We start from the raw sequence: 23,414 nt of genomic DNA on the forward strand, positions 1-23,414 counted from the left end.
GGGCGTTCACGGGCCTTCGCGAGGAGCATGGCAGCGGCACCAGAAACAATCAAGCGTGCTTGCTTTAGATTTTGCCGGCCGGATGCCGGGGCGGGGCCTCGGACGGGGGCCCCTCCGACCGGGACCTCCGGCCTGGGCCTCCGCCGGGGACCTCCGACCTGGACCTCCGCCGGGGACCTCCGACGGGGACCTCCGACCGGGGCCTCCGACCTGGGCCGTCCCATCGGGGGTCATCCCCGGGGTCATCCCCGAGAGGTACGGCGGGCCCCGCCAGGTGACCACTCCGGGATGACCCCGAATCGTGCCTGGTGGGGCCGTGCCCGACCGCCTCCCCCTCCTAGCGTGGAGGGCATGTCGTCGTCACTGTTCGCCTTCACCGTCAAGGACTTCCGGGCCCAGCTGCGCCAGCTCGTGCTGACCGGCGCGGCCGTCGCCGTCGGCGTGGCCTTCCTGGTCCTCTCCGTCGGCGGCGCCGGCGCCCTCGTCCAGTCGTACGAACAGTCCGCCGCCGCCGACGTCGGCAACGCCGCCGTCCACGTCGTCCCCGGCGGCACCGACGGCTCCCTGCCCGCCGGCGCGGCCGCCCGCGCCGCCCGCGTCCCCCAGGTGACCTCGGTCGCCGAGCGCCTCGTCGGCCACGCCAACGTCATCACCCCCTCCGGCCGCCCCCTCGACGACCGCGCCCTCGTCACCTCCATCGCCGCCGACCCCGCCCTCCGCTGGCAACGCCTCGACAGCGGCCGCTGGCCCCAGGGCCCCGGCGAAGTCGTCCTCGACCACACCAGCGCCGAACGCGCCGGCGCCCGGCCCGGCGACACCGTACGGCTCACCACCGCCGACGGCGGCACGGCGGACGTCCGCCTCACCGGCCTCCTCGACACCTCCGCCTCGGCCACCCTCGGCTCCCAGCCCGCGATCGGCGTGCCCTACGCCCAGGTCAGGACCTACGCGGCGACGGTACGGGCGACACACCTCGACCTGTCCGTGGCGGCGGGGGCGGACGACCTCGCGGTGGCGCGGGCGGTCAAGAAGGCGGTGTCAGGGGGGACTTCGGGGACTTCGGGGGCGTCCGGCACGTCGGGCGGCACCGGGGCCGGCGCGCCGGGTGGGTCGGGTGCGCCGGGTGGGTCGGGTGCGCCGGGTGCGCCGGGCGCGTCCGGCGCGTCCGCCACCTCCGCCGGCGCGTCCGGCGCCTCCGCTGGGAAGGTCGCCGCGTACACGCACGCCGGGGCGGTCGAGAACGCCAAGCAGGGCGCCAAGACGCTCTACGCCATCGTCCTGACGGCGGCGCTGTCCTTCGTACTCATCGCGATGGCCGTGGCCCGCATGGTCGTCACCAACACCTTCTCCGTCGTCCTCGCCCAACGCGCCCGGCAGCTCGCCCTGTTGCGCTGCATCGGCAGCGACCGCGAACAGCTCCGCCGGATCATCCGCCGCCAGGGCCTGATGCTCGGCGCGCTCGCCTCCGCCGCAGGGCTCGCGGTGGGCGCGGCGGCCTGCGCGCTCGGCACGGTACTGCTCGGCACGTTCGCCGACCTGGGGCCGATCGAGGTCTCGCTCATGCCGGGCCCGTGGACCTTCGGCCTCGCCGGGGCGTTCGGCGTACTGCTCACCCTGTGGGCCGTACGGAAGCCGGCGCGGGCCGCGTCGGCCGTGCCGCCGGTCGCCGCGCTCGCCGCGAGCGGGGCCGCGAGCCTGCCCGAGCCCGGCAGCCGGGCCGTCCGCGAGGCCGTCTCGGTACTGATGCTGGTGTCCGGCGCCGGACTGCTCGCCCTCGGCGCGTTCGGCGGATCGGTGGTCTCCCTGCTCGCCGTCACGACGGGCGCGATCCTCACGCTCTTCGCCGCGCTCCGCTACGCCCGCTTCCTCCTCCCACCGCTCGTCGGCCTGCTCGGGACGGCGCTCCGGCGCCCGTTCGGGACCGTCGGCAGGCTCTCCGTACAGCAGCTGCGGGCGAACTCCCGCCGCACCGCCGCCGCGTCCTCCGCGATGCTCGTCGGCGTGACCGTCGCCGTCTCCGCCGTCACCGCGATCGGCGCGACCAAGGGCGGCCTGGACAGCATGCTCGCGAACCGCATGCCGGCCGTCTTCGCCCTCGACGCCGACGCCGACCGCGTACCCGCCGACGCCGTCACCGCCCTGCGCGCCGAACGCGGCCTGACCGTCACCCCCGTCCGCACCGCGACCCTCACCGTCGACGGCCGCCGGACGGTCGTCGCCACCGCCGACCCCACCGGGCTCAACCCTGCCGCCGAAGGCGTCGGCGCGGCCCGCGCCCTCAAGGACGGCGAGGCCATCGCCCTCTCCTCCCGGCCCGCCCTCACCATCGCGGGCACCCGGCTCACCACCGTGCCCGGGGCCGCCACCCTGCCCGTCTCGCTCTACCCCGAAGCCACCGTGTACGTCACCGGTGCCACCTTCGACCGGCTCGCCCCCCGCGCCGCCACCCTCTCCACCGTGCTCGTCAACCCGGCCGGCGACACCGGCCACGACGCCGCCCGCTCCGCCGTCGACCGCGCCCTCGCCGCCCACCCCGACATCCGCATCGCCGACACCGGCGCCGACGCCGACCTCATCCGCTCCATGCTCGACCGGATGATGCTCGTCGTCACCGTCCTCCTCGGCTTCTCCATCACCATCGCCGCGCTCGGCGTCGCCGCCACCCTCATGCTCAGCGTCGAGGAACGCACCCGCGAGTTCGGCATGCTCCGCGCCATCGGCCTCGCCGGCGAGCAACTCCGCCGCATGCTCACCCTGGAGTCCGTCCTCCTCTCCCTCACCGGCGCCCTCTCCGGCACCCTCCTCGGCCTCCTCTACGGCACCCTCGCCGCCCGCGCCGTCCTCACCGGCCACACCTCCCCCCTCACCGCCCTCACCTCCTCTCCCACCACCGCCCTCACCCTCCTCACCCTCCTCGCCACCACTACCCTCACCGGCGTGGCCGCCTCCGTCCTCCCTGCCCGCCGCGTACGCCGGATGGCGGTGGTGGACGCGCTGCACACGGCGTGAGGGGGGCGGGCCGATGGGGTGCCGGTCCCCGACGGGGTGCCCGGCTCACCCAACGGGGTGCCGGTCTCACCCGACGGGGTGCCCGTCCCACCCGGCCGGCGTCTCACCCGGCGGGGTGGGCGGTGCGGCGGGTGGGCCGGCGAGCGGCGCGGCGGGCGGCGGGGACGCCGCTCACCCCGCCCGGTGCGTCGCTCACCCGCCCGGCGGCGGTGCGGCCGGTCGGTGGGGTAGGCGGGGACGCCGATCGCCCGGCCCGGTGCGCCGTTCAACCCGGCCCAGCGACGGCGCGGCTGACGGCGGCGCCGCGTCCGCCGCCCCGAGCCCCCGGGGCCACCCGGGCCGCCCACGAGGCGGCCGGTGGGCAGGCGAGCGGCCGCGCGGACTGCTGTCAGGCCGGGGGGGGCGGCGGCCGCCGATCGCCCGGCCGGGGCCGGGGGGCGGCCGCGTTCAGGCGGGGGCCGGGGGGAAGACCGTCCCCGCGTGGGCGGCCGCCGCGGGGGTCGGTTGGAGGGTGGGGTGGGTGGCGATGGCGTGGATGTCGCGCCAGGAGCGTTCGAGGGTGTTGCCGGAGATGAGGGCGCGGGTGCCGCCGGTGCGCATGAGGCGTTCGACGGAGCCGGTGAGGAGGTCGACGGCGAGGGAGGCGTCGCGCTGGTTGAGGGCGGCGGCGATGAGGCCGGTGGCCGGCAGGGCGGGGGCGTCCGCGCGGGCGGCGGCCGTGTCGAGCATGAGGTGGGCGGCGTCGATTTCGGCGGAGCAGCGGGCCAGCGTCTGTTGGACGGCCGGGTCGGCGGTGAGGGGACGCCCGTCGGGGCCGCGCCGGGGGCCCTGGAGCGCCGTCCAGGCGTCGAGGGCACCACGGGCGGCGCCGAGGGCGGGGGCGGCGAAGAGGAGGGCGGCGACCAGTTGGTAGGGCACTCGGTGGCAGGGGGCCGCGTCGGCGTCGGGCACGCCGGTGAGCAGGCGTTCGCGCAGGAAGGTGCGGTGTTCGGGGACGTACACCTCGTCGGCGGAGACGCCGTGGCCGCCCGAGGCGCGGAGGCCGACCGCGTCCCAGGTCTCGCGTATCCGTACCTGTTCGCGCGGCACCGCGAGCACCCGGTAGGCGGGGGCGCCGGGCCCCGAGTGGTCGAGTGAGGCGAGCAGGACCCACTCGGCGTGCTCGACCCCGCTCGCGAACCCCCACTCCCCCGACAGCCTCCACCCGCCCGGCACGCGCGCGAGCCGGCCGGCCGGGGGCACGACCGCCGCCGCGATCCGCGTGTCGGGCGAGTGTCTCCACAGATCCCGCTGCCCCTCCTCCGGAAGGTGCGCCGCGAGCCGCCCGTGCGCGGCGAACAGCACCCCGCACCAGGCCGTCGACGCGCACGCCGCGCCCACTCCCGCGACCGTGCCGAGGAGTTCCGCGAAGCCCCCGGCGGCGCCGCCCCAGCGGCGCGGCACGAAGTGCCGGACGAGGCCGGCCGCGTCCATCGCGGCGACCACCTCGGGGTGGAGCCGCCCGCCGCGCTCCGACTCCCCGGCGTACCGCGCCGCGGTGGCGTAGAGGCGGCCGGCGGCGAGGGAGGCGTGGACGTCCTCCCGGACAGGGGCGGGAGAGGTCCGCGCGGCGGAGGTCCCGACGGGAGAGGTCCGGCCGACGGAGGTCTCGACGACTGTCATGACGTGCGCTCCTTGAGTGGCGGTACTGATGCGAGTAGAAAAAAATTCGGTCTGGAAGGTATTTTCTGAGGAACCGTCACGCGAACTCCGGCGGACCCATGGACAGCGGAAGGAAGGTGGACGCTCGGTGAGGCAACAGGACAGGGCCCGCATGACCTACGACCTGGTGATCGGCGCGGCAGCCGCCGAGTTCGCCCTGCACGGCTTCGCCGGGACCAACCTGGCCGACATCACGGCCCGCACCGGCCTCACCAAGGGCGCCCTCTACGGACACTTCTCGTCCAAGGCCGACCTCGCCGGCGAACTCACCCGCTCCTTCGAGTCCGCCTGGGCCGACACCCTCGCCGCCGCCGTCCGCGACGCGGGGGAACCTGGCCGCCCCGCCCTCCCGGCCCTCCGCGCCCTCCTCGTCGGCCTCGCCCGCAAGGTCGACACCGACCTCCCCTTCGCCGCCGGTCTCCGCCTCGTCATGGACGCCGCCCGCGCCGAGGGCACCACCCCCGCCCACCTCACCGACCTCCGCGGCGTCGTGACCCTCCTCCTCCGTACGAGCCAGGCCGACGGCTCCCTCTCCACCCCCCACCCCCCCGACCTCCTCGCCCGCCTCGCCGTCGCCCTCCTCATCGGCGCCCCCGCCGACCTCGTACGCGAAGCCTGCGACCTCCTCCAACCCCCTTCACCCGAACCGGAGTCGGGCTCGCCCGCGACGACCTCCGGCCTGGGTTGAGCACGGCAGGACGTCGGGCCGGCTTCGGCGGCGGTTCGGGATTGCCGAAGCCGCCCGCCGTCCGGGTGGTGGTTCAGAGGCGTCGCCCCGGGTGGTGGGCGTGGGTGATGGGCGTGGGTGATGGGCCCGGGCGGTGGGCGTGGGTGGTGGGCGTGGGTGGCGGCACCCGGTGGCGGGCCCGGATGGTGGGCGTGGGTGGCGGGCCCGATGGTAGGCGTGGGTGGCGGGCCCAACTGGTCGGCCCGGATGGAGGGCCAGGCCGGTGGTTCTGCCGGCGGCTCGGTTCACGTCCGTCGGAGGGCTCGGCTCACGACGGAGGGCCGGTGCCGTCGGCCGACGGGGCCACCGTGGCGGCGGGGCGTCCGTGACCGGCGCGTGTACGTGGGGAGGTGAGGCGGAGGCCTCAGGCCGCCTGCGGCGCGAGGACGCTCGCCGGTGGCAGGGACGTCCGGGCGGCGGGCGGCACGGGGGCCGACGGGGAGGCCGGGGCGGACGCGGTACAGGAAGAGGCGGCCGCGGGACCCGCGGTGACGGGCCGCGAAGGTACGCAGCCGGGCGCGGGCGCGGGCGCGGAGCCGAGCGCGGCCGGAAAAGCGGGCACCGAGCCGGGCGCGGCCGACGAGACGGACCCCGCGGCAGGCGCGGCCGACGAGGCGGACATGGCGCCAGGCGCGGCCGACGGGACGGACAAGGCGCCAGGCGCGGCCGGCAAGGCGGACGCCGAGGCAGACTCGGCCGACGAGACGGACAAAGAGCCAGGCGCGGCCGACGGGACGGACAAGGCGCCGGGCGCGGGCGGCGAGACGGGCAAAGAGCCGGGCGCAGGCGCGGGGGTGGGGCCCGGGAGGCGGTGCCAGGTGGCGGTTTCGGTGGGTGGGGCGGAGAGGGGGGTGTCGCCGACGAGGACGGGGTGGCCTACGGAGCGGAGGAGGGGGAGGTCGCTTTCGTCGTCGGCGTAGGCGTAGCAGGACGCGGGGGTGAGGTCGAGCGCGGTCATGATGCCGCGCGCGGCGGCGGCCTTGGCGTCGCCGATCATGGGCGGGCCGGTCAGTTCGCCGGTGAGGAGGCCTTCCGAGGTCACCTCGGGCACGGTGCAGACGACGAGGTCCGCGCCGACCTCACGGGCGAGGGGGTCGAGGCAGGCGGAGAAGGCGCCGGAGACGAGGACGATGAGGTCGCCGTCGCTCGCGTGGCGCCGCAGCGCGTCGTACACGGGGGTGTGGAGGAGTCCGCCGGTGCGGGCCGTTTCGTACCACTCGCGGCCGCAGGCCTCCAGGTCGTCGAGGCGGCTGCCGGCGAGGAAGCGGAAGAAGGAACGGTTCACCTGTTCACGCGGCACGCCCTGCGCGAGCTGCGCCCGGAGCGAGGCGCGCGCCGTGGCGAGCCTGCGGGCGGCCGTCTCACCGCGGCCAGAGAACCGGGCGAGGACACCGGCCATGCTCTTGCAGGTGATCAGGGTCTCGTCCACGTCGAAGAACGCGGCCCGGGTCGCGGCGAAACTCATCTCCGGCCCCCTCTCTCCCCGAGGCGGGCCGTCTCGACGAGGTCGAGGATCTGTTCCGCGAGCGGACGGAGGCGCGCGCCGGCCGGCGTCAGTTCCACGGAGCGGTTGCCGCGGCGCTGGAAGAGCGAGGCGCCCATGTCCTCTTCGAGGCCCTTGATCTGGGCGGTGACGGCGGGCTGGGAGTAGTGGAGGTTGTGCGCGGCGCGGGTGAAGCTCAGTTCGCGGGCGACTTCGCGGAAGGCCCGTAAGTGCTGGAGTTCCATCTCTCTTCCTCTCTACGTCTGTGCGTACGTGCGGTGCGCGTGCCGTCGCCGTCCCGCCGTCACGTGCACCGGGCCCCGGCCGTGGCGAGGAGCCGTCCGCCCTGCGAGGCCGAGAGGCGGATCCGGCCGCCGGCGGTCCTGTCCGCGCGGACCTCGACGTCCTCGGCCAGCTCGCCGAAGACCGCGAACTCGGCCTCCATGGAGGCGAGCGCGCCCCCGCCGCCGCCCACCAGCTCGGCGGCTTGCCGGAAGGACTCCAGGAGCAGCATCCCGGGCACGTGGTCCGAGGGGTGCTCGAAGTAGCCGGGGTGGGTGGGGTCGACGTGCAGCCGCCACTCCCCCGTGCCCGCGGGCCTGACGACCCTCCTGCCGGACTCCGGTACGTGGCGCAGCACGCCCCTCGTTCCGGTGACGCGCCCGGCCTGCCCGCGCCCGGCCTCCCCGCGCCCGGTCTCCCGGCCTACGGGCTCCTTGCCGGGTCCCGGCGTCCCGGGCGCCCCGCGCCTGCGCAGCCGCCCGTACCGGACGTCGTCGATGACGACGACCCCGGCGGTGGCGCGGGCGCACTCGCGGCCGGCGACCTCGATCACCATCTCGAAGCGGGCGTCGAAGCGGCGCGGGTTGCGGGTCCCTTCCGGGGTCACGACCTTCACGTCGAGGGCGACGGCGAGCGGTCCGCCGCCGACCCGGAGGGCAGCCGGGTCGCCGATGTGCAGCGACAGCGCCTTGAAGATGAAGTGATGGCCGAGCGGCACGTCGTGGTAGCGGTGGCAGAGGTAGATGCCTGCCTGCCGGACCGTCTCGACGAGGAGCATGAAGTCGCACTGCCCGGTCTCCTCCGGGCGGTACAGGGCGTGATTACGGGGCAGTTGGGCGCCGACCAGGAACCGGTCCGCTCCGGCGACGACCGAGTCGGTGAGGAAGACCTCCGTCACCGAGGCGCGGTGCACGAGCCGGCGCGAGATGGTGCGGTCGAAGCTCAGCCGCTCCTTGGCCTCTCTGACGAGAGACTCCAGCGATTCGAGCGACTCGAGTGATTCGAGCGACTCCAGTGGTTCAAGTGGTTCAAGTGATTCCAGTGATTCGAGCGACTCAAGCGAGCCGAGAGGCTCGTGCGCTTCTCTGGGGTCGAGCGCCTGCGCGGCGTCGAGCGACCCTAAGGACAGCGCGTTCCCCAGCACACCGATGGACATCCTCTTCCCCCTCAAGGTGAAACATCGTGCCGTCAGGGGCCTGGTCCGCCCCCGACAGCAAGAAATATACCTTCGAGAATGTATATTGCAAGGCGTAGACGACGAGAGAGGCGGACAGGCATGGCGACCCCCCGGAGCGAACCGAAGCAAGAGCGCGCCCGGCGCACGAAGGTGCACATCCTCCAGTCGGCGGCCGAGCTCTTCGCGGAGCGCGGCTACGCCACGGTGACCCTCCAGGACGTGGCCGAACGCGCGGCCATGACCAAGGGAGCGGTGTACTTCCACTACACGAACAAGGAAGCCCTGGCCGTCGCGGTGGTCCAGGAGCACTACGCCCGCTGGCCCGGGATCCTCAAGGGCGCCGAAGGCACCCACGAGAAGCCCTTCGACACCCTCACCGCCGTGCTCGACACCGTCACCGCGGCCTTCGCGCGCGACATCGTCGTCCAGGCCGGCGCCCGGCTCCAGATCGAGCGCGCCCTCATCGACGCCGAGCTCCCCGAGCCGTACGTCGGCTGGGAGGACTACCTCTCCCGGCTCATCTCGGAAGCCCGCGACTCCGGCGAACTGCGGGCGGGAGTGGAACCCCGCGCGGCCGCCCGCGTCCTCGTCTCCGCCTTCTTCGGCATGCAGCACATCTCCGACGTCCTCAGCCGCCGCAAGGACCTCGCCGAGCGGTACGCCGAGATGCGCAGCGTCCTCATCGACGGCCTGCGCGCCTGATCGGCCGCGCGGCCGAAGTGACCACCCGCGGACCCCGGGGAGCCCGGGGAGCCCGGGGAACCCGGGGAGCCCGCGGAGCCCGGGGAACCCGCGGAGCCCGGGGAACCCAGGAAGCCCGCGGACCCCGGGAAGCCAGCGGACCCCGGGAAGCCCGCGGAGGCCGGGAAGCCCGCGGAGGCCGGGAAGCCCCGAACCGTGGAAGTCCCGAACCCGGAGAACGGCGTGGCCCCCCACCGGTGGTGGGAGGCCACGCCGTCCGCGTACGGGCGAGTCAGGACCTGCTGCCCGAGGCGACGGGCGCCGAGGCGGAAGCGGAGCCCGTACCGGAACCCGTACCGCCACCGGAAGCGGAACCCGCGCCCGCCCCGGAAGCCGAGCCCGCACCGGACCCTGCGCCCGAACCCGAGCCCGAGGCCGACCCGGAAGCCGAGCCCGCACCGGACCCTGCGCCCGAACCCGACCCCGACCCCGACCCCGACCCCGAGCCCGTGACCGGCGCCGAGGACGGGGACGGGGACGGGGACGCCGTCGCTGCCCTGGCCGCGACCCGTCGCAGGTACAGGTTGTTGAAGACCAGCGCGGCGGCGGTGAGCGAGGCGCCGAGGAGCTGGATGCCGGCCGGGACGACGCCGGTCAGGGCGGAGATGACGAAGGCGGTGATCGGGACGACGTCCATGAAGAGGACGCCGTTGAGCGGGCCGAGGTAGCGGTTGCCGAAGTTCCAGCCGAGGACGCCGACGAAGCCGGCGATGACGCTCATGTAGGCGAGCTGCGGGAGGATCGTGCCCACGGCGTCCGCCGTCGGGACGGGCACGCCGCCGGCGGCCAGGATGACGGCCGTGATGACGGTGGCGCTGGCGAGGCCGAGGACGGTGGTGATCGCCGTGTACTTGATCGGGGACCAGGTCGGGAAGAAGCTCGCGCCCGACGTGTAGACGACCCAGCACAGCGCGGCGAACAGCAGCAGCGCGTCGGCGCCGGCCTCCTTCGGGGAGGCGATCAGCTGGCCGATGTCGCCGTCGGAGACCACGAGGATCGTGCCGACGAAGGACATCGCGATGAAGGCCAGCGAGACCTTCGGCGGGACGACCTTCTTCAGCACCCAGTTCACCAGGAAGCCCATCATGGGCATGGTCGCCATCATGATCGAGGCGTTCAGCGCGCCCCGCTCGCCGATGAGGTCCTGTCCGAAGAACACCAGGAACTGGAAGCCCGCGAATCCGGCGGTGCCGAACAGCCAGGCCAGGCCGATCCGTTCGCCCTTGAGGCGCATCCCCTCCCGGCCCTCGCGGACCCGGAGGAAGACGAGGAACATCGCACCGGCGATCGCGTACCGCATGCAGGTGAAGGTGAACGGGTCGATGTGCTTCAGCGTGGAGTCCATGAGGGGGAACATCGCTCCCCAGGACACCGTGGCCAGGAGGCAGAGGAGGACGCCTCGCGTGTACGTGTTCTGACTGTTCATGACTCTTCCTGTCGGACCTGGGCGAGTAGGTGGAGGGGGACGGGCGCGGAGGGGCGCGGGCCGGGGTGGTCAGACCCCGGCCGGCTCGGCCTCGCGGGCCGGTTCCGCCGCCGGGCGGATGTCGAGCAGGGGCAGCACCGACTCCAGGAGCTGGGCGGCGCGGACCTTGCCGGTCGGGCTGTACGGGATGGCGTCGACGGGGACCACGTACGCCGGGAGGCACGGCACGCGGCGCGCGCAGGCGGCGCTGACCGCGCGGTAGCCGCTCTCCTGGCGCTCGGGGGCGACCGGGGTGAAGGGGACGACGAGCACCTCGCCCGCACCGGGGAGGCTGGTCCGCAGGACGGCGGTCTCGCGGACGCAGGGGAGGTCCATGAGGTCGGCCTCCAGGCCGAATATGTTGACGTCGAGCGGCTTGCCCGCCTCGGCCTTCGCCACGCCGTCGTTGCGGCCGGTGAGTTCGAGCCGGCCCGCCTCGTCGACGAGCCCGCTGTCGCCGGTGAGCAGGAACCGCTGGGTGCGGCCGCCGTAGTCCAGCGTCATGAAGTCGGGCTCGCTCGTCGCGTAACTGTCCATCAGCTGGTAGCTGGCGATGGCGACCCGGCCCCGACTGCCCTTCGGCAGCGGCTTGTTGTCGGCGTCGAGGACGACGACCGTGTTGCCGGGCATGGGGCGACCGGAGCGGGCTGGCGCCACGTGCAGCTCCTCGGGTCCGATCATGACGTTCACGCCGGTCTCGGTGGTGCCGTAGTAGAGGTGGAGGACGGGGCCGAGGCGGTCCCAGGCGTTGTTGATCACCCACCGGTTGAGGTGGCGGCCGCCGGAGAGGACGAAGTGCAGGCGTGACGTCTTGTGCAGGTGCTCGGACTTCGGGTGGGCGACGACCCGCGCCAGGACCGGCGGCACCATGAGGGTGGTGGAGACGCCCTCGTCCTGGATGATCCGTATCAGCTCCTCGGCGTCGTCGTGCGGGCCGAGGACGACCGTGCCGCCGAGGGTGAGGAAGATGCGCGCCCAGCCGGGCCCGGAGGCGTGGTAGAGCGGTACGGTCACCAGGTGCACGTCCTCCTCGTCGAAGGCGTACTGGTCGACCAGGTCGGCGAAGCGGCGCGCCTCGAACGAGGTCCTCCGCACCACCATCTTCGGGACCCCGCTGGTCCCGGACGTGAACGAGAACGCCTCGAACGGCTGCTCCACCGGCAGCGGTTCACCCGGTGCCGACACCAGCAGGTCGGTGAAGCTGACGGCCACCGTCCGCCCGTCCGGCAGCCCCACGGGCTCGCCGTCGATGTGGATGTCGAGGATGTCCCGGCCGCCCGGCCAGCCGCACTCCTCCACGAGCCCCCGGTGGGCACGCGAGGTGATGACGACCGTCGGCTCCAGCTGGTCGAGCGCGGCCTTGGTCGCGACCGGGCCCGCCGTGTAGTCGAGCCCGACGCACGGGATGCCGAGCGAGCTGACGGCCGCCATCGCCACCACCAGCTCCCAGCTGTTCTCGGCCAGGAACACCGCCCGCGCCGGCCGCGTCTCGGGCAGCAAGTCCCCCACGGCGCACGCCACCCGGCTCACCTTGTCGGAGAAGCTCGCCCAGGTCATACGGGTCTCCCCGTCGACGACGGCGACGCGCTGCGGCCAGCGGGCGGCGTGCTTGCGGATGTCCGCGATCTTGATCATGGAACTGATCTCCCTCGGAGTGGGAACGGAAACGGGGTGGTGCACGGGTACGGGGTGGTTCAGCTGGTGGCGGCGGCTGCGGCCGAGACGGTCGCCGCCGTGGTCTCCGGAGCCGACACGGCGGCGGCGCTGGCGGCGAGGCGCTCGGCACTGACGGCCACGGGCCTTCGATCGGCCACGGGCCTTCGATCGGAAACGACCGCACGGTCGGCTGCGGCCGCACGATCGGACACGACCGCCGCACGATCGGTCACGGCCGCACGATCGGCCACGACCGCCGCACGATCCGACGCGACCGCACGGTCAGACGCCGCCGCAGCCGCGAGCTCCGCGACCGACACCGTCGGGTTCCGCAGCGTGTAGATCTCGCAGCCGCTGGACCGCAGTGAGTCGATCTGGCTGAGCGTCCGCTCGCAGAGCTTCTCGCCGGGCACGGTGATGGGGATGCCGGGCGGGTAGGCGATGATGAAGTGCTCGGAGGTGCCCGTGGCCAGGGCGGCGGAGGCGCTGCGGTAGGTGCGCTGGATGGTGCGGAGGGCTTCGAGCAGCCGGAGCAGCGTGCCCTCGTCCACTCCGATGTGGATGTGGAAGAGGACGGCGTCGCCGCTCTCGCGGGCCACGTACAGCGCGTACTCGTCGAAGAGCATCCGGCGGAAGTCCGCAGCGGTGATGCCGAGCGCGCTGATGTCGACGAGGACCCGGGTCGGGTCGTCGCTGACCAGCTGCGCGGGGTCGGTGAGGTGCCCGTCGGGGCCGAGTGGGCGGTACGCGGAGAGGCGCGGGTCGGTGGCGAGTTCGACGCGCAGGGTGCCGGCGAGGCCGAGCGAACGGCCGAGGAGCGCCTCGCCCTCCGTCTCGGCCTGGAGCCTGGCCAGGTCGAGGCTGGCGAGCACCGGCCAGCTCGGCGAGGTGGTGTGGTGCTGGAACAGGGCCTGCGCGGTGCGCTCCCGCGCCTCGCCGTCGCCGATGAGGTGGAGGTACGAGCCCTGGCGCAGGGCCGACATCGACTTGTGCGCGGAGTGGGTGACGGCCACGTTCATCGCGAAGCGGGGGTCGGCGGCGCGCAGCGCCTCGACGGCGTGCAGGGCGGTGAGCGGGCGCAGTCGGGGGTGGAAGCGGTGCGCGGCGCCCCAGGCCTCGTCGACGAGGACGGAGACGCGGGGGTGGACGGCGGCGAGTTCGGCGAGGACGGTCGGCAGGTCGTAGCGGACGCCGTCGTAGGAGACGGCGGAGAGGACGACGGTGTCGAACGGCCTGCCCTCGACGGCCGCCGCCCGGAACATCTCCAGGAGCCGGGGCAGGTCCGCGTACGTCCGGGGGCAGTTGTCGCAGCAGCGCTGCATCGGCGCGTAGGCGACCTCGACGCCGAGCGAGTTGAGCGCGAAGTGCACCGACTGGTGGCAGGACCGGTCCGCGAGCACCCGTGAGCCGGGCTCGGTGAGCGCGGTGAGCGCGACCCGGTTGGCGGTGCTGGTGCCGGCCGACAGGAAGAAGGTCGCGTCGGCGCCGAAGCTGCGGGCCGCGAGGCGCTGCGCCTCGCGCAGCGGGCCCCGGGGCCGGAAGAAGGAGTCGAGCATCGTGCCGCTGTACGACACGTCGGCCGCGAGCTGCGCGGCGCCGAACAGCGCCTCGTAGGTCTCCCTCATGTGGGAGTCGCGGATAGACCGGCCGTGCGACAGCGGCAGCGCGTGGAACGTGGCGATGTCCCGTCGTGCCACTGCGAGCACGGCGTCAGCGAGCGGGGTCCTGCCGTCCGGGTAGGCCCCGGAACGAGCCGGCAGTGCTGCCGGCCCCGGAATGGAGCTGGTGGATGCGGTCATGCACCCATGAAATAAAAACCTTCGCGAAGGTATCAACTAACATCAGGGACCCTGATGAACCCTCCGCGCACCCCCTCACCCCACCTGCGAGAACGCCCCGGCTACCCGGCGGCCCGCCGCGTCGGCCGCGCCACCAGCTCGCCCCCACAGTTCGGACAGACCCCGGCCATCTCCTCCGCGCACGCCACACAGAAGCTGCACTCGTACGAGCAGATCCGCGCCGGCCCCTCGGCGGTCAGCACCGCCGTCTCGCACCGCTCGCACTTCTCCCGCATCTCCAGCGCCATGACCCGGCTCCCCTCCTCGTATCCCACGCACGCCCGCCGGCCGGCGGCCGGCGACCACCCCATCGTCGGCGCCGCCCCCCACCTCCCGAAACAGGCCCACGGCCAAAGAGCGACAGGATCAGGCCGCCGACTCCCCCCGCCACACCACCCCCGGCAGCCACAATGCACACGCAGGCGCGACGCATTCGACGACTTGGGGGAACCGCATGCTCACCGGCATCGTGATCGACGCACTCGACGTCCCGCGCATGGAACGCTTCTGGCTCGCCGCCACCCAGGGCCGCACCGACGGCCTCCGCTTCCGCTTCACCCCGACCACCGAGCCCAAGACCGCGCTCAAGAACCGGCTCCACCTCGACCTCGCCGGCGGCCCCGCCTGGGAATCCGAAGTGGCCCGCCTGCTCGGCCTCGGCGCCACCCGCGCCGACATCGGCCAGGGCGACGTCCCCTGGGACGTCCTCGCCGACCCCGAGGGCAACGAGTTCTGCGTCCTGCGCCCCGGCCACCCCGGCGTCCTCGCCGACTCCGGCCTCGTCGCCCTCTGCCTCGACACCACCGACGAGGACCTCGCGCGCCAGAGCGCCTTCTGGCAGTCCCACACCGCCTGGCACTCCCTCGAATCCCACCCCGGGTGCGTACGCCTCCGCCGCACCCCCACCAGCACGGTCTCCCTGATCATGGGCCCGCCCTCGGCCCCGAAGCCGGCCCGCAACCGCGTCCGCCTCGAAGTCACCCACCCCGACCGCGCACCCGGCGAATTCCTCGACACCGCGGGCAACGAGTACCACCTCGCCCACTGAACGCACGACCGGGCCCGGGGGCCCTCCGCCCCCGGACCCGGTCGGTCCGTCTTCGCGCGCGTCAGGCCGGCGCGACCGCCGACCACACGCCGAACCACTGCTCGGCCCCGAACTCCTCGAACCGCTCCACCTCCGTGAAGCCCAGCTTCCGCGCCAGCCGCATCGCCCGCCCGTTCGCGCTCCGCGTCGTCAGCACCACCGGCTCCCCGGGATGCGCGCCCGCGAACCAGCCGAGCGCCGCCCCGCACGCCTCGGCGGCGTACCCACGCCCCCACGCCTCCGGCAGGAACAGGTAGCCGAGCTCGGCCTCCCCGCCCTCCGGCCGCACCCGCCCCCGCCGCTCCGCGTCCCGCCGGTCCAGCGTGATCATCCCGATCATCGCCCCGTCCCGCTCCACCACGAACAACCCCCACCGCCGCCCGGGCACCTCCGGCATCACCGCCTCCAACCGCTCCCGCGGCTGCGCCCCTCCGACGTACGCCCCCACCTCCGGCGACGAGAACACCTCGACGAACCCCGCCCTGTCCCGCGCCTCCGACTCCCGCAACACGAGCCGTTCGGTGTCCACCGGGGCAGGCGGCCAGACAACGGAACCGAGTTCAGTCATGCCGGAGAACCTATCGCGGTCGATGCTCGCGGTCAGCGCTCGCGGTCGGTGCTCGCTGTCGGTCGCGGTCAGTGCCGTACCAGGCAGAAGGGATGCCCGGCGGGGTCCGCGTACACGCGCCAGCTCTGCCCCGGGCCCCCGGCGTCCAGGACGGTGGCCCCGAGGGCGAGCACGTCCTCATGCGCCCTCTCCAAATCGGCCACCCCGAAGTCCAGGTGGAACTGCTGAGGGCGGGCCGGGTCCGGCCACGCGGGCGGCCGGTGGTCCGCAACGCCCTGGAAGCAGAGCACCAGGCCCGTCGGGGTGTGCAGGGTCGACCAGCTCTCGTGCAGCGACCAGCGGGGGTCGGGGCGGTCGACCTCACCGCCCACCACGGCCCGGTAGAACTCCGCGAGTTCCCGCGGCGCGGGACAGTCGACCACGAGGCACTGCAGTTCGGCGATCATGCGCGGAGTGTAGGCGGGACGGACGCGTCGGTAAGCCCGCTTTTTCTAGGCCTCCGCCTTCGCCGCGCGCTTCGTAGCGGTGGACTGGGTGCGGACGGCGCCGATGCTGGCGGCGATGACGAGGGCGATGGCGAGGGTGTCGGGGAGGGAGAGGGCCTGGCTGAGGATGAGGAGGCCGGCGGCGGCGGCGATGGCCGGTTCGAGGCTCATGAGGATGGCGAAGGTGGGGGCCGGGAGGCGGCGGAGGGCCAGGAGTTCGAGGGTGTAGGGGAGGACGGAGGACATGAGGGCGACGGCGAGGCCGAGGGCGATCGTCGAGGGGACGAGGAGCTTGCCGCCGGCCTCCACGATGCCGAACGGCAGGCTCAGGACCGCGCCGAAGGCCATGGCGAGCGCCAGGCCGTCCGCCTGCGGGAAGCGCCGCCCGGTCCGGGCGCTGAAGACGATGTACGCCGCCCACATGGCGCCCGCGGCGAGGGCGAAGGCGGCTCCGACGGGGTCGAGGCGGTCGAAGCCGCCGCCGCTGAGCAGGACGACACCGCCGAGGGCGAGCCCGGCCCAGAGGAGGTTCATCAGGCGGCGGGAGGCGACGACGGAGAGGATCAGCGGGCCGAGGACTTCGAGGGTCACGGCGGCGCCCAGCGGTATCCGGTCGGCGGCCTGGTAGAAGAGCATGTTCATCGCGGCCATCGCGGCGCCGAAGACGAGGACGGTGCCCCAGTCCGCGCGGCTGTAGCCGCGGACCCTCGGCCGGCAGACGATCAGCAGGACCGCCGCCGCGAGGACGAGCCGCAGCGTGACGACCCCGAGGGCCCCGGCGCGGGGCATGAGGAGGACGGCGACCGCCGAGCCGAACTGTACGGAGAGCCCGCCCGCGACGACGAGCGCGACGGGCCCGAGGCGGTGGCCCGCGATCCCGCGCCCGGCGGCGGCACCCGCGCCGGGCGACCCGGCGACCGGGGCCACCGCGGGCGCCGGGTCGACGACCGTGACGGGCGCCGGGGCGGCCACATCCTTGACCGGACTGTCCACCGAGCACTCCTCCGTACGTTCCAATGAACTACTGGTTCAGAATAATGCACCCCCGGTCGGCCTGTCCTCCGACTTCTCCCCCACCGCCGACACTCTGCCGAGACCCTGACGGCACCCGGCCGACACCCACGCTACGAGCCCCCGCGCGTCATCGGAAATGCCGATTGCCCTGCGGTTATGCTCCGGACGCATGAGCATCGAGCTGCGTCACCTCCGCTGCTTCCTCGCCATCGCGGACGAGTCCAGTCTGACGAGGGCGGCCGCCAGACTCCACCTGACGCAGCCCGCCGTGTCGCGCACGCTCGCGGCCCTTGAGCAGCACCTCGGGGCGCGGCTCGTCGACCGCTCGACGCACCACGTGGCGCTCACCGCCGAGGGGCGCGCCTTCAGGGACCGGGCGGCGGCGGCGCTGACCGCGTTCGAGGACGCGGTGGACCCGGCGCGGCTGCGGCACCGGCCGCTGAGGCTCGGGCACGCGTGGTCGGCGTTCGGCCCGTACACCACGCCCTTGCTGCGGCGCTGGCAGCGCGAGCACCCCGAGACCCCGCTCGAACTCCTCCGCGTCGACGACCGCACCGCCGGTCTCGCCCGCGGCGAGGTCGACGCGGCGCTGCTGCGGGGGCCGGTCGACGCGCCGGGTCTGGTCACCGCGGAGCTCACCACCGAGCACCGGGTCGCCGCGCTGCCCGCCGACAGCCCGCTCGCCGACCGGCCGGCCCTGACGCTCGCCGAGCTGACGGCCGAGACCGTCGTCCTCAACACCGTCTCGGGCACGACCACCCTCGCGCTCTGGCCCACCGACGCCCGACCCGCCGCGACCCTCACCGTCGCCAACACCGACGACTGGCTCACCGCCATCGCCGCCGGCCGCGGCATCGGCGTCTCCTCCGCCTCCACCGCCGCCCTCCACCCGCACCCGGGCGTCGCCTACCGGCCCCTGCCCGACGCTCCCCCGCTCCCCGTCCTCCTCGCCTGGCGCGACGCCTTCCCCCACCCCGCGACGGACGCCCTCGTCACGATGGCCCGCGAGATCGTCACCGAAGCAAGCCACCCCGACCCGCCCGGCCCTCCCGGCCCTCCCACTCCTCCCGCAGCACCCCGTACGTGATCGAGTCCCGCCACCCGGAACCCGACGAGCGCACCCCCGGCTCTCTCCCCCCACCACCCACCTAACGGCCCTCCTCCAAGCCCTCCGCCAGCACCTCCGCCAGGTGCCGAGCCCGCTTCCCCTCGCCCAGGTGGCCGATCTGCGTGCGGCAGGAGAAGCCGTCCGCCAGGACCTCCGCCGCAGGGTCGGCCGCGCGGAGGGCGGGGAGGAGGCGGTCTTCCGCGCAGGCCACGGAGACCTCGTAGTGGCCGGGTTCGAAGCCGAAGTTGCCGGCGAGGCCGCAGCAGCCGCCGGCCAAGTCGCCGGTCAGGCCCGCGCGTTCGCGTAGGCGGCGGTCGGGGCCGTCGCCGAGGACCGCGTGTTGGTGGCAGTGGGTCTGGCCGGTGACCGGGAGGTCGAGGCGGGGTGGGGTCCAGTCGGGGGCGAGGGTCTCCAGGGCTTCGGCGAAGGTCAGGATGCGTGTGGCCAGGTGGGCGGCGCGGGGGTCGTCGGGGAGGAGTTCGGGGAGGTCGGTGCGGAGGGTGGCGGCGCAGGAGGGTTCGAGGAGGACGAGGGGGCCGGTCGTCGGGGCGAGGACGTCGAGGGTGCGGAGCATGACCTTGCGGGCGGCGGCCAGTTGGCCGGTGGAGACGTAGGTGAGGCCGCAGCAGACGCGGCCGGGCGGGAGTTCGACGCCGAGGCCGGCGTCTTCGAGGACGCGGACGGCGGACTCGCCGACGTGGGGGGCGAGGTGGTTGGCGAAGGTGTCGGGCCAGAGGGTGAGGGCGGGCGGGCGGTTGGAGGCGCGTTCGGCGAACCAGGAGACGAAGGTGCGGTCCGCGACGCGGGGCAGGGGCCGCTCGGGGGTCACGCCGGCGAGGCGGGCGGCGAACGGCAGGCGCAGGGCGGGGTTGAGGCCCCGGCCGAAGTGGGCAAGCCAGCCGGGCAGGCGGCCCATCGTCCAGTGGGAGCGGGGTCGGCGCCAGAGGCCCGTGAGGCCCGCGTAGTGGCGGTCGAGGAACTCGGCCTTGTACGCGGCCATGTCGACGCCCACCGGGCAGTCGCTGCGGCAGCCCTTGCAGGAGAGGCAGAGGTCGAGTGCCTCCCGGACCTCCTCCGAGCGCCAGCCGTCGGTGATGACCTCGCCGAGCGCCATCTCGTGCAGGAGGCGTGCGCGCCCGCGCGTGGAGTGCTTCTCCTCGCCGGTGGCCCGGTACGAGGGACACATCACGTCCGTGCCGGAACTCGGGCCCTGGACACGGCACTTGGCCACGCCGACGCAGCGCGCGGCCTCCCTCCCGACTCCGACGAGCGGCAGGCCCTGGAACCGCAGCCCCTCGTCCAGGCGGCGGGGCCGGACCAGCATGCCCGGGTTCAGGCCGCCGTCCGGGTCCCAGAGGTCCTTCACCGCGCCGAACAGGGCGACGAGCTCGTCGCCGTACATCCTGGGGAGCAGCTCGGCCCGTGCCTGCCCGTCGCCGTGTTCGCCGGAGAGTGAGCCGCCGTGGGCGACGACGAGGTCGGCCACCGCCTCGGAGAAGCGGCGGAAGTGCCGTACGCCCTGCTCCGTCCACAGGTCGAAGTCGATGCGGACGTGGACGCAGCCGTCGCCGAAGTGCCCGTACGGGGTTCCCCTGAGGCCGAAGTCGGCGAGGAGCGCGCGGAACTCGCGGAGGTACGCGCCGAGCCGGGCGGGGGGCACCGCGCAGTCTTCCCAGCCGGGCCAGGCCTCGCCGCCCTGGGGGGTGCGGGTCGCGGTGCCGGCGGCGTCCTCCCGGATGCGCCAGAGGGCGCGCTGCCCGGCGGGGTCGGTCATGGTCAGGGCGTCGAGTGCGTCGGCCGCGCGGACGAGTGAGGCCGCCGCCGCGGGGCCGTCCACCTCGACGAACAGCCAGGCCCCGCCGCGCGGCAGCCCTTCCGCGCCTCGCACGAGGTCGGCCGCCATCCCCTCCACCGTCAGCGGCCCCCGTTCCAGGAGTCCCGCCGCCGCGTCCGCGGCGGCGGTCTCGTCGGGGTAGCCGAGGACGACGAGGACCGGTTCGGCGGGCAGGGGGACGAGCCGTACGGTCGCCTCCGTCACGATGCCGAGGGTGCCCTCGCTGCCGCAGAAGGACCGGGCGACGTCGATGCCCCGCTCGGGGAGGAGGGCGTCGAGGGCGTACCCCGAGATCCGGCGGGGCAGCCCGGCCGGGTAGCCGGTGCGGAGGAGGGCGAGGTGGCGGTGGACGAGGTCGAGGAGGCCGGGCGGGGCGCCCCGGCCGTCGGGTCCGAGCGTCAGCGGCGTACCGCGGTAGGTCATCACGTCGAGTGAGTGGACGTTGTCGGCGGTGGTGCCCCAGGCGACGGAGTGGGCCCCGCAGGCGTTGTTGCCGATCATGCCGCCGAGGGTGCAGCGGCTGTGGGTGGAGGGGTCAGGGCCGAAGGTGAGGCCGTGGGGGCGTGCGGCCTGCCGGAGGCGGTCGAGGACGAGGCCGGGGCGGACCACGGCCGTGCGTGCCTCCGGGTCGAGGGAGACGATTCCGTTCATGTGCCGTGTGAGGTCGAGCACGACGCCGGTGCCGGTGGCCTGGCCTCCGATGGAGGTTCCGGCGCCGCGGGCGACGACCGGGGTGACGCCGTGGGCGCGGCACACCTCCAGGGCGGCGGCGATGTCGGCGGCGTCGCGCGGGGCGACCGTACCGGCGGGAACGCGGCGGTAGTTGGAGGCGTCCATGGTGTTCAGGGCCCTGGCGGAGGCGGAGAAGTCGACGTCTCCGGCGACGGCGGCGCGGAGGTCGGCGGCGAGGCCGGAGGCGTGTTCCTGGTGTGTTCCCACAACGCCAGGATGTCTCAGTCCTCGTCTCATCCGGCGGACATCGGGCGACCGGCCCCTTCCCGACCCGATACTCTCCGCCTCGTGGCTGATATCCAGATTCCCGCTGACATCAAGCCCGCCGACGGCCGTTTCGGCGCGGGCCCCTCCAAGGTGCGTACGGAGGCGCTGGACGCCCTGGCCGCCACCGGCACCTCTCTCCTCGGCACGTCCCACCGCCAGGCTCCGGTCAAGAACCTGGTCGGCGAGGTACGTACCGGCATCAGTGACCTGTTCTCGCTGCCCGAGGGTTACGAGGTGATCCTGGGCAACGGCGGCTCCACCGCGTTCTGGGACGTCGCGACCCACGGTCTCATCGAGAACAAGTCGCAGCACCTGACCTTCGGCGAGTTCTCCTCGAAGTTCGCGAAGGCCGCGAAGCTGGCCCCGTGGCTCGCCGAGCCGACCGTGGTCTCCTCCGACCCGGGCACCCACCCGGAGCCGGTGGCCGAGGCGGGCGTGGACGTCTACGCGTACACGCACAACGAGACCTCCACCGGTGTCGCCGCCCCGATCAAGCGGGTCGCGGGCGCCGACGAGGGTGCGCTCGTCCTGGTCGACGCGACCTCGGGCGCGGGCGGTCTGCCCGTCGACATCACCGAGACGGACGTCTACTACTTCGCCCCGCAGAAGTCCTTCGCCGCCGAGGGCGGCCTGTGGCTCGCGGCCTTCTCGCCGGCCGCGATCGAGCGGGCGAACCGGATCCACGCGTCCGGCCGGCACATCCCCGAGTTCTTCTCGCTGCCGACGGCGATCGACAACTCGCTGAAGAACCAGACGTACAACACCCCGGCGCTCTCCACCCTCTTCCTGCTCAACGAGCAGCTGAAGTGGATCAACGGCCAGGGCGGTCTCGACTGGGCCGTGGCCCGGACCAAGGAGTCCTCGGACGCGCTGTACGGCTGGGCCGAGGAGTCCAAGTACGCCTCCCCGTTCGTCACGGACGCGGCGAAGCGCTCGCAGGTCATCGGCACGATCGACTTCGCGGACGAGGTCGACGCGGCGGCCGTCGCGAAGGTCCTGCGCGCCAACGGGATCGTCGACACCGAGCCGTACCGCAAGCTGGGCCGCAACCAGCTGCGCATCGCGATGTTCCCGGCGATCGACCCGGCGGACGTGCGGGCGCTCACGGCCTGCATCGACTACGTGATCGACAAGCTGTAACACCCCGGTTCCGTACGAGGGGCCCGGCAGCGGACACCGTCCGCGCCGGGCCCTTCGGCGTACCGCCCGGGGGTCAGCGGTTCCCGCGCCGGTGGTCGCTGGGCGCCATGCCGTACGCGCGGCGGAACGCGCGGCTGAAGTCGGCCTGGTGGCGGAAGCCCCAGCGGCTCGCGATCTCGCCGACCGTGCGGTGGCCGAGGGCGGGGTCGGCGAGGTCCGCCTTGCTGCGTTCGAGCCGGAGGCGGCGGATGGTGGCGCCGACGGTCTCCTGCTCCTCGCGGAACAGCAGGTGCAGCAGGCGTACGGAGATGTGGTGGTGGGCCGCGATGACCGCCGGGCCGAGGTCGGGGTCGGCCAGGTTGTGCTCGATGAACGCGTGGACGCGGGCGCGCAGGACCCGCTGCCGGGTCTCGGCGGGCAGCGGCGCCGGGCTTTCGCTCGCGGCGGCCAGGAACGTGGCGGCGAGGTCGACCGCGACACCGGCGAGCCTGCGCAGTTCGGCGGGCCCGCACCGGTCCGCTTCCCGGCGCAGCCCGTCGAGGTACGCGGCGAGCAGCGCCCCCGAGCCCGTCCGGGACGGCAGCGCGGTGCCGAGCAGCCGGTCCACCCGGTCCTGGGGCAGCGGAAGCGCCGACCTCGGCAGGCGCAGCAGGCTGACCTGGGGCTGCGGTTCCTTGTCGTGGAACTCGCAGCTCAGGGGGTGGGAGGTGTCGAAGATCGCCATGTCGCCCGCGGTGAGGAGCGAGGTGTTGCGGCACTGTTCGATGCCGATGGGGCTGCCGTGGACGAGGAACAGGAAGTACTGCTCCGGGTCCGCCCGCCGGATGTGCGCGGCGGCCCGCCGCGCGGACATCGGGGAGAACGCGAAGGTGGCGATGCTCGTGTCGCCCAGGTCGATCGCGGTGGCCGTGCCTTCGAAGCTGTCCGCGTACGGGCTGCTGATCGACACCGGCATGACCAGGTCCCCGACCATCTGCGCCCACCACTCGTAGCCCTCGCGCGCGCTGACGCTCGTGGTGGAGACGGATGTCCTCACCTTCACCCCCCGGTGCTGTGTGTCCGGTCGACCAGTCAACTCTCCTCAATCTAAGGGGAGTCGA

19 protein-coding genes are annotated in these 23,414 nt (G+C 74.1%); 6 read left to right on the forward strand and 13 right to left on the reverse strand.

Going from position 1 to position 23,414, the window contains the following annotated elements:
• Positions 1 to 351 precede the first annotated feature (351 nt).
• Positions 352 to 3,009: an FtsX-like permease family protein gene (locus ACZ7G1_RS31330; protein WP_470880604.1), complete on the forward strand. Its 2,658-nt coding sequence runs from the start codon at positions 352 to 354 to the stop codon at positions 3,007 to 3,009.
• A 447-nt stretch (positions 3,010 to 3,456) separates the two neighbouring features.
• Here ACZ7G1_RS31330 and ACZ7G1_RS31335 read toward each other — a convergent pair whose 3' ends face one another.
• The gene (locus tag ACZ7G1_RS31335; RefSeq protein WP_470880602.1) at positions 3,457 to 4,671 is read right to left on the reverse strand and encodes an acyl-CoA dehydrogenase family protein; all 1,215 of its coding nucleotides are present in this window, start codon (positions 4,669 to 4,671) and stop codon (positions 3,457 to 3,459) included.
• Between the two features lie 127 nt (positions 4,672 to 4,798).
• Here ACZ7G1_RS31335 and ACZ7G1_RS31340 point away from each other — a divergent pair, with 127 nt between their 5' ends.
• Positions 4,799 to 5,398, forward strand: coding sequence for a TetR family transcriptional regulator (locus tag ACZ7G1_RS31340; RefSeq protein ID WP_470880600.1), 600 nt, complete (start codon positions 4,799 to 4,801; stop codon positions 5,396 to 5,398).
• 403 nt (positions 5,399 to 5,801) lie between these two features.
• Here ACZ7G1_RS31340 and ACZ7G1_RS31345 read toward each other — a convergent pair whose 3' ends face one another.
• From ACZ7G1_RS31345 to ACZ7G1_RS31355, 3 genes are read right to left on the reverse strand one after another with little or no spacing between them, the layout of a single operon-like run.
• Entirely contained in the window at positions 5,802 to 6,902 is a 1,101-nt protein-coding gene (locus ACZ7G1_RS31345) for an HAD-IB family hydrolase (RefSeq protein WP_470880598.1), read from the reverse strand.
• Positions 6,899 to 7,165, reverse strand: a complete 267-nt coding sequence (locus ACZ7G1_RS31350; protein WP_470880597.1) for a LysR family transcriptional regulator — start codon at positions 7,163 to 7,165, stop codon at positions 6,899 to 6,901. Before ACZ7G1_RS31350 ends, ACZ7G1_RS31345 begins: the two co-directional genes overlap by 4 nt.
• Positions 7,166 to 7,224: 59 nt before the next feature.
• Entirely contained in the window at positions 7,225 to 8,358 is a 1,134-nt protein-coding gene (locus tag ACZ7G1_RS31355; RefSeq protein ID WP_470880595.1) for a ScbA/BarX family gamma-butyrolactone biosynthesis protein, read from the reverse strand.
• Positions 8,359 to 8,478: 120 nt separating this feature from the next.
• Between ACZ7G1_RS31355 and ACZ7G1_RS31360 the strand changes: the two genes are divergently transcribed.
• A complete protein-coding gene (locus tag ACZ7G1_RS31360; protein ID WP_470880592.1) occupies positions 8,479 to 9,081 on the forward strand; it encodes a ScbR family autoregulator-binding transcription factor in 603 nt (200 codons plus the stop codon).
• Between the two features lie 271 nt (positions 9,082 to 9,352).
• Here ACZ7G1_RS31360 and ACZ7G1_RS31365 read toward each other — a convergent pair whose 3' ends face one another.
• From ACZ7G1_RS31365 to ACZ7G1_RS31380, 4 genes are all read right to left on the reverse strand, one after another.
• On the reverse strand, positions 9,353 to 10,546 hold the full coding sequence (locus ACZ7G1_RS31365; RefSeq protein WP_470880590.1) for a DMT family transporter: 1,194 nt from the start codon (positions 10,544 to 10,546) through the stop codon (positions 9,353 to 9,355).
• 69 nt (positions 10,547 to 10,615) lie between these two features.
• Positions 10,616 to 12,220, reverse strand: a complete 1,605-nt coding sequence (locus ACZ7G1_RS31370; protein WP_470880588.1) for a class I adenylate-forming enzyme family protein — start codon at positions 12,218 to 12,220, stop codon at positions 10,616 to 10,618.
• A gap of 59 nt (positions 12,221 to 12,279) precedes the next feature.
• Positions 12,280 to 14,040, reverse strand: a complete 1,761-nt coding sequence (locus ACZ7G1_RS31375; RefSeq protein ID WP_470880587.1) for an aminotransferase class I/II-fold pyridoxal phosphate-dependent enzyme — start codon at positions 14,038 to 14,040, stop codon at positions 12,280 to 12,282.
• 101 nt (positions 14,041 to 14,141) lie between these two features.
• Positions 14,142 to 14,327: a DUF1272 domain-containing protein gene (locus tag ACZ7G1_RS31380; RefSeq protein ID WP_470880585.1), complete on the reverse strand. Its 186-nt coding sequence runs from the start codon at positions 14,325 to 14,327 to the stop codon at positions 14,142 to 14,144.
• 206 nt (positions 14,328 to 14,533) lie between these two features.
• Here ACZ7G1_RS31380 and ACZ7G1_RS31385 point away from each other — a divergent pair, with 206 nt between their 5' ends.
• Positions 14,534 to 15,127: a VOC family protein gene (locus tag ACZ7G1_RS31385; protein ID WP_470880583.1), complete on the forward strand. Its 594-nt coding sequence runs from the start codon at positions 14,534 to 14,536 to the stop codon at positions 15,125 to 15,127.
• A 61-nt stretch (positions 15,128 to 15,188) separates the two neighbouring features.
• On the opposite strand, the gene ACZ7G1_RS31390 is transcribed toward ACZ7G1_RS31385, so the two are convergent.
• The 3 genes from ACZ7G1_RS31390 to ACZ7G1_RS31400 all read right to left on the reverse strand — a co-directional run bounded on the left by ACZ7G1_RS31390 (position 15,189) and on the right by ACZ7G1_RS31400 (position 17,191).
• Positions 15,189 to 15,734: a GNAT family N-acetyltransferase gene (locus tag ACZ7G1_RS31390; protein ID WP_470880582.1), complete on the reverse strand. Its 546-nt coding sequence runs from the start codon at positions 15,732 to 15,734 to the stop codon at positions 15,189 to 15,191.
• Positions 15,735 to 15,802: 68 nt separating this feature from the next.
• Entirely contained in the window at positions 15,803 to 16,180 is a 378-nt protein-coding gene (locus ACZ7G1_RS31395) for a VOC family protein (RefSeq protein WP_470880580.1), read from the reverse strand.
• A 45-nt stretch (positions 16,181 to 16,225) separates the two neighbouring features.
• Complete coding sequence (locus ACZ7G1_RS31400; protein WP_470880625.1) at positions 16,226 to 17,191, reverse strand: EamA family transporter; 966 nt, start codon at positions 17,189 to 17,191, stop codon at positions 16,226 to 16,228.
• Between the two features lie 211 nt (positions 17,192 to 17,402).
• Here ACZ7G1_RS31400 and ACZ7G1_RS31405 point away from each other — a divergent pair, with 211 nt between their 5' ends.
• Positions 17,403 to 18,320, forward strand: coding sequence for a LysR family transcriptional regulator (locus ACZ7G1_RS31405; protein ID WP_470880578.1), 918 nt, complete (start codon positions 17,403 to 17,405; stop codon positions 18,318 to 18,320).
• A gap of 61 nt (positions 18,321 to 18,381) precedes the next feature.
• Here ACZ7G1_RS31405 and ACZ7G1_RS31410 read toward each other — a convergent pair whose 3' ends face one another.
• A complete protein-coding gene (locus ACZ7G1_RS31410) occupies positions 18,382 to 21,144 on the reverse strand; it encodes an FAD-binding and (Fe-S)-binding domain-containing protein (protein WP_470880577.1) in 2,763 nt (920 codons plus the stop codon).
• Between the two features lie 51 nt (positions 21,145 to 21,195).
• Between ACZ7G1_RS31410 and serC the strand changes: the two genes are divergently transcribed.
• A complete protein-coding gene (gene serC, locus ACZ7G1_RS31415; RefSeq protein ID WP_470880575.1) occupies positions 21,196 to 22,314 on the forward strand; it encodes a phosphoserine transaminase in 1,119 nt (372 codons plus the stop codon).
• A 73-nt stretch (positions 22,315 to 22,387) separates the two neighbouring features.
• Here serC and ACZ7G1_RS31420 read toward each other — a convergent pair whose 3' ends face one another.
• Positions 22,388 to 23,350, reverse strand: coding sequence for an AraC-like ligand-binding domain-containing protein (locus ACZ7G1_RS31420; protein ID WP_470880574.1), 963 nt, complete (start codon positions 23,348 to 23,350; stop codon positions 22,388 to 22,390).
• Between the last annotated feature and the right edge of the window lie 64 nt (positions 23,351 to 23,414).

It is taken from the genome of Streptomyces sp. NPDC037273, from assembly GCF_055603625.1.

Bases quoted from the DNA above. Each gene is read 5' to 3' on its own strand.
- ACZ7G1_RS31330 (WP_470880604.1), top strand. From the start codon at position 352: ATGTCGTCGTCACTGTTCGCCTTCACCGTCAAGGACTTCCGGGCCCAG.
- ACZ7G1_RS31335 (WP_470880602.1), bottom strand. From the start codon at position 4,671: ATGACAGTCGTCGAGACCTCCGTCGGCCGGACCTCTCCCGTCGGGACC.
- ACZ7G1_RS31345 (WP_470880598.1), bottom strand. From the start codon at position 6,902: ATGAGTTTCGCCGCGACCCGGGCCGCGTTCTTCGACGTGGACGAGACC.
- ACZ7G1_RS31350 (WP_470880597.1), bottom strand. From the start codon at position 7,165: ATGGAACTCCAGCACTTACGGGCCTTCCGCGAAGTCGCCCGCGAACTG.
- ACZ7G1_RS31355 (WP_470880595.1), bottom strand. From the start codon at position 8,358: ATGTCCATCGGTGTGCTGGGGAACGCGCTGTCCTTAGGGTCGCTCGAC.
- ACZ7G1_RS31360 (WP_470880592.1), top strand. From the start codon at position 8,479: ATGGCGACCCCCCGGAGCGAACCGAAGCAAGAGCGCGCCCGGCGCACG.
- ACZ7G1_RS31365 (WP_470880590.1), bottom strand. From the start codon at position 10,546: ATGAACAGTCAGAACACGTACACGCGAGGCGTCCTCCTCTGCCTCCTG.
- ACZ7G1_RS31370 (WP_470880588.1), bottom strand. From the start codon at position 12,220: ATGATCAAGATCGCGGACATCCGCAAGCACGCCGCCCGCTGGCCGCAG.
- ACZ7G1_RS31375 (WP_470880587.1), bottom strand. From the start codon at position 14,040: ATGACCGCATCCACCAGCTCCATTCCGGGGCCGGCAGCACTGCCGGCT.
- ACZ7G1_RS31380 (WP_470880585.1), bottom strand. From the start codon at position 14,327: ATGGCGCTGGAGATGCGGGAGAAGTGCGAGCGGTGCGAGACGGCGGTG.
- ACZ7G1_RS31385 (WP_470880583.1), top strand. From the start codon at position 14,534: ATGCTCACCGGCATCGTGATCGACGCACTCGACGTCCCGCGCATGGAA.
- ACZ7G1_RS31390 (WP_470880582.1), bottom strand. From the start codon at position 15,734: ATGACTGAACTCGGTTCCGTTGTCTGGCCGCCTGCCCCGGTGGACACC.
- ACZ7G1_RS31395 (WP_470880580.1), bottom strand. From the start codon at position 16,180: ATGATCGCCGAACTGCAGTGCCTCGTGGTCGACTGTCCCGCGCCGCGG.
- ACZ7G1_RS31405 (WP_470880578.1), top strand. From the start codon at position 17,403: ATGAGCATCGAGCTGCGTCACCTCCGCTGCTTCCTCGCCATCGCGGAC.
- ACZ7G1_RS31410 (WP_470880577.1), bottom strand. From the start codon at position 21,144: ATGAGACGAGGACTGAGACATCCTGGCGTTGTGGGAACACACCAGGAA.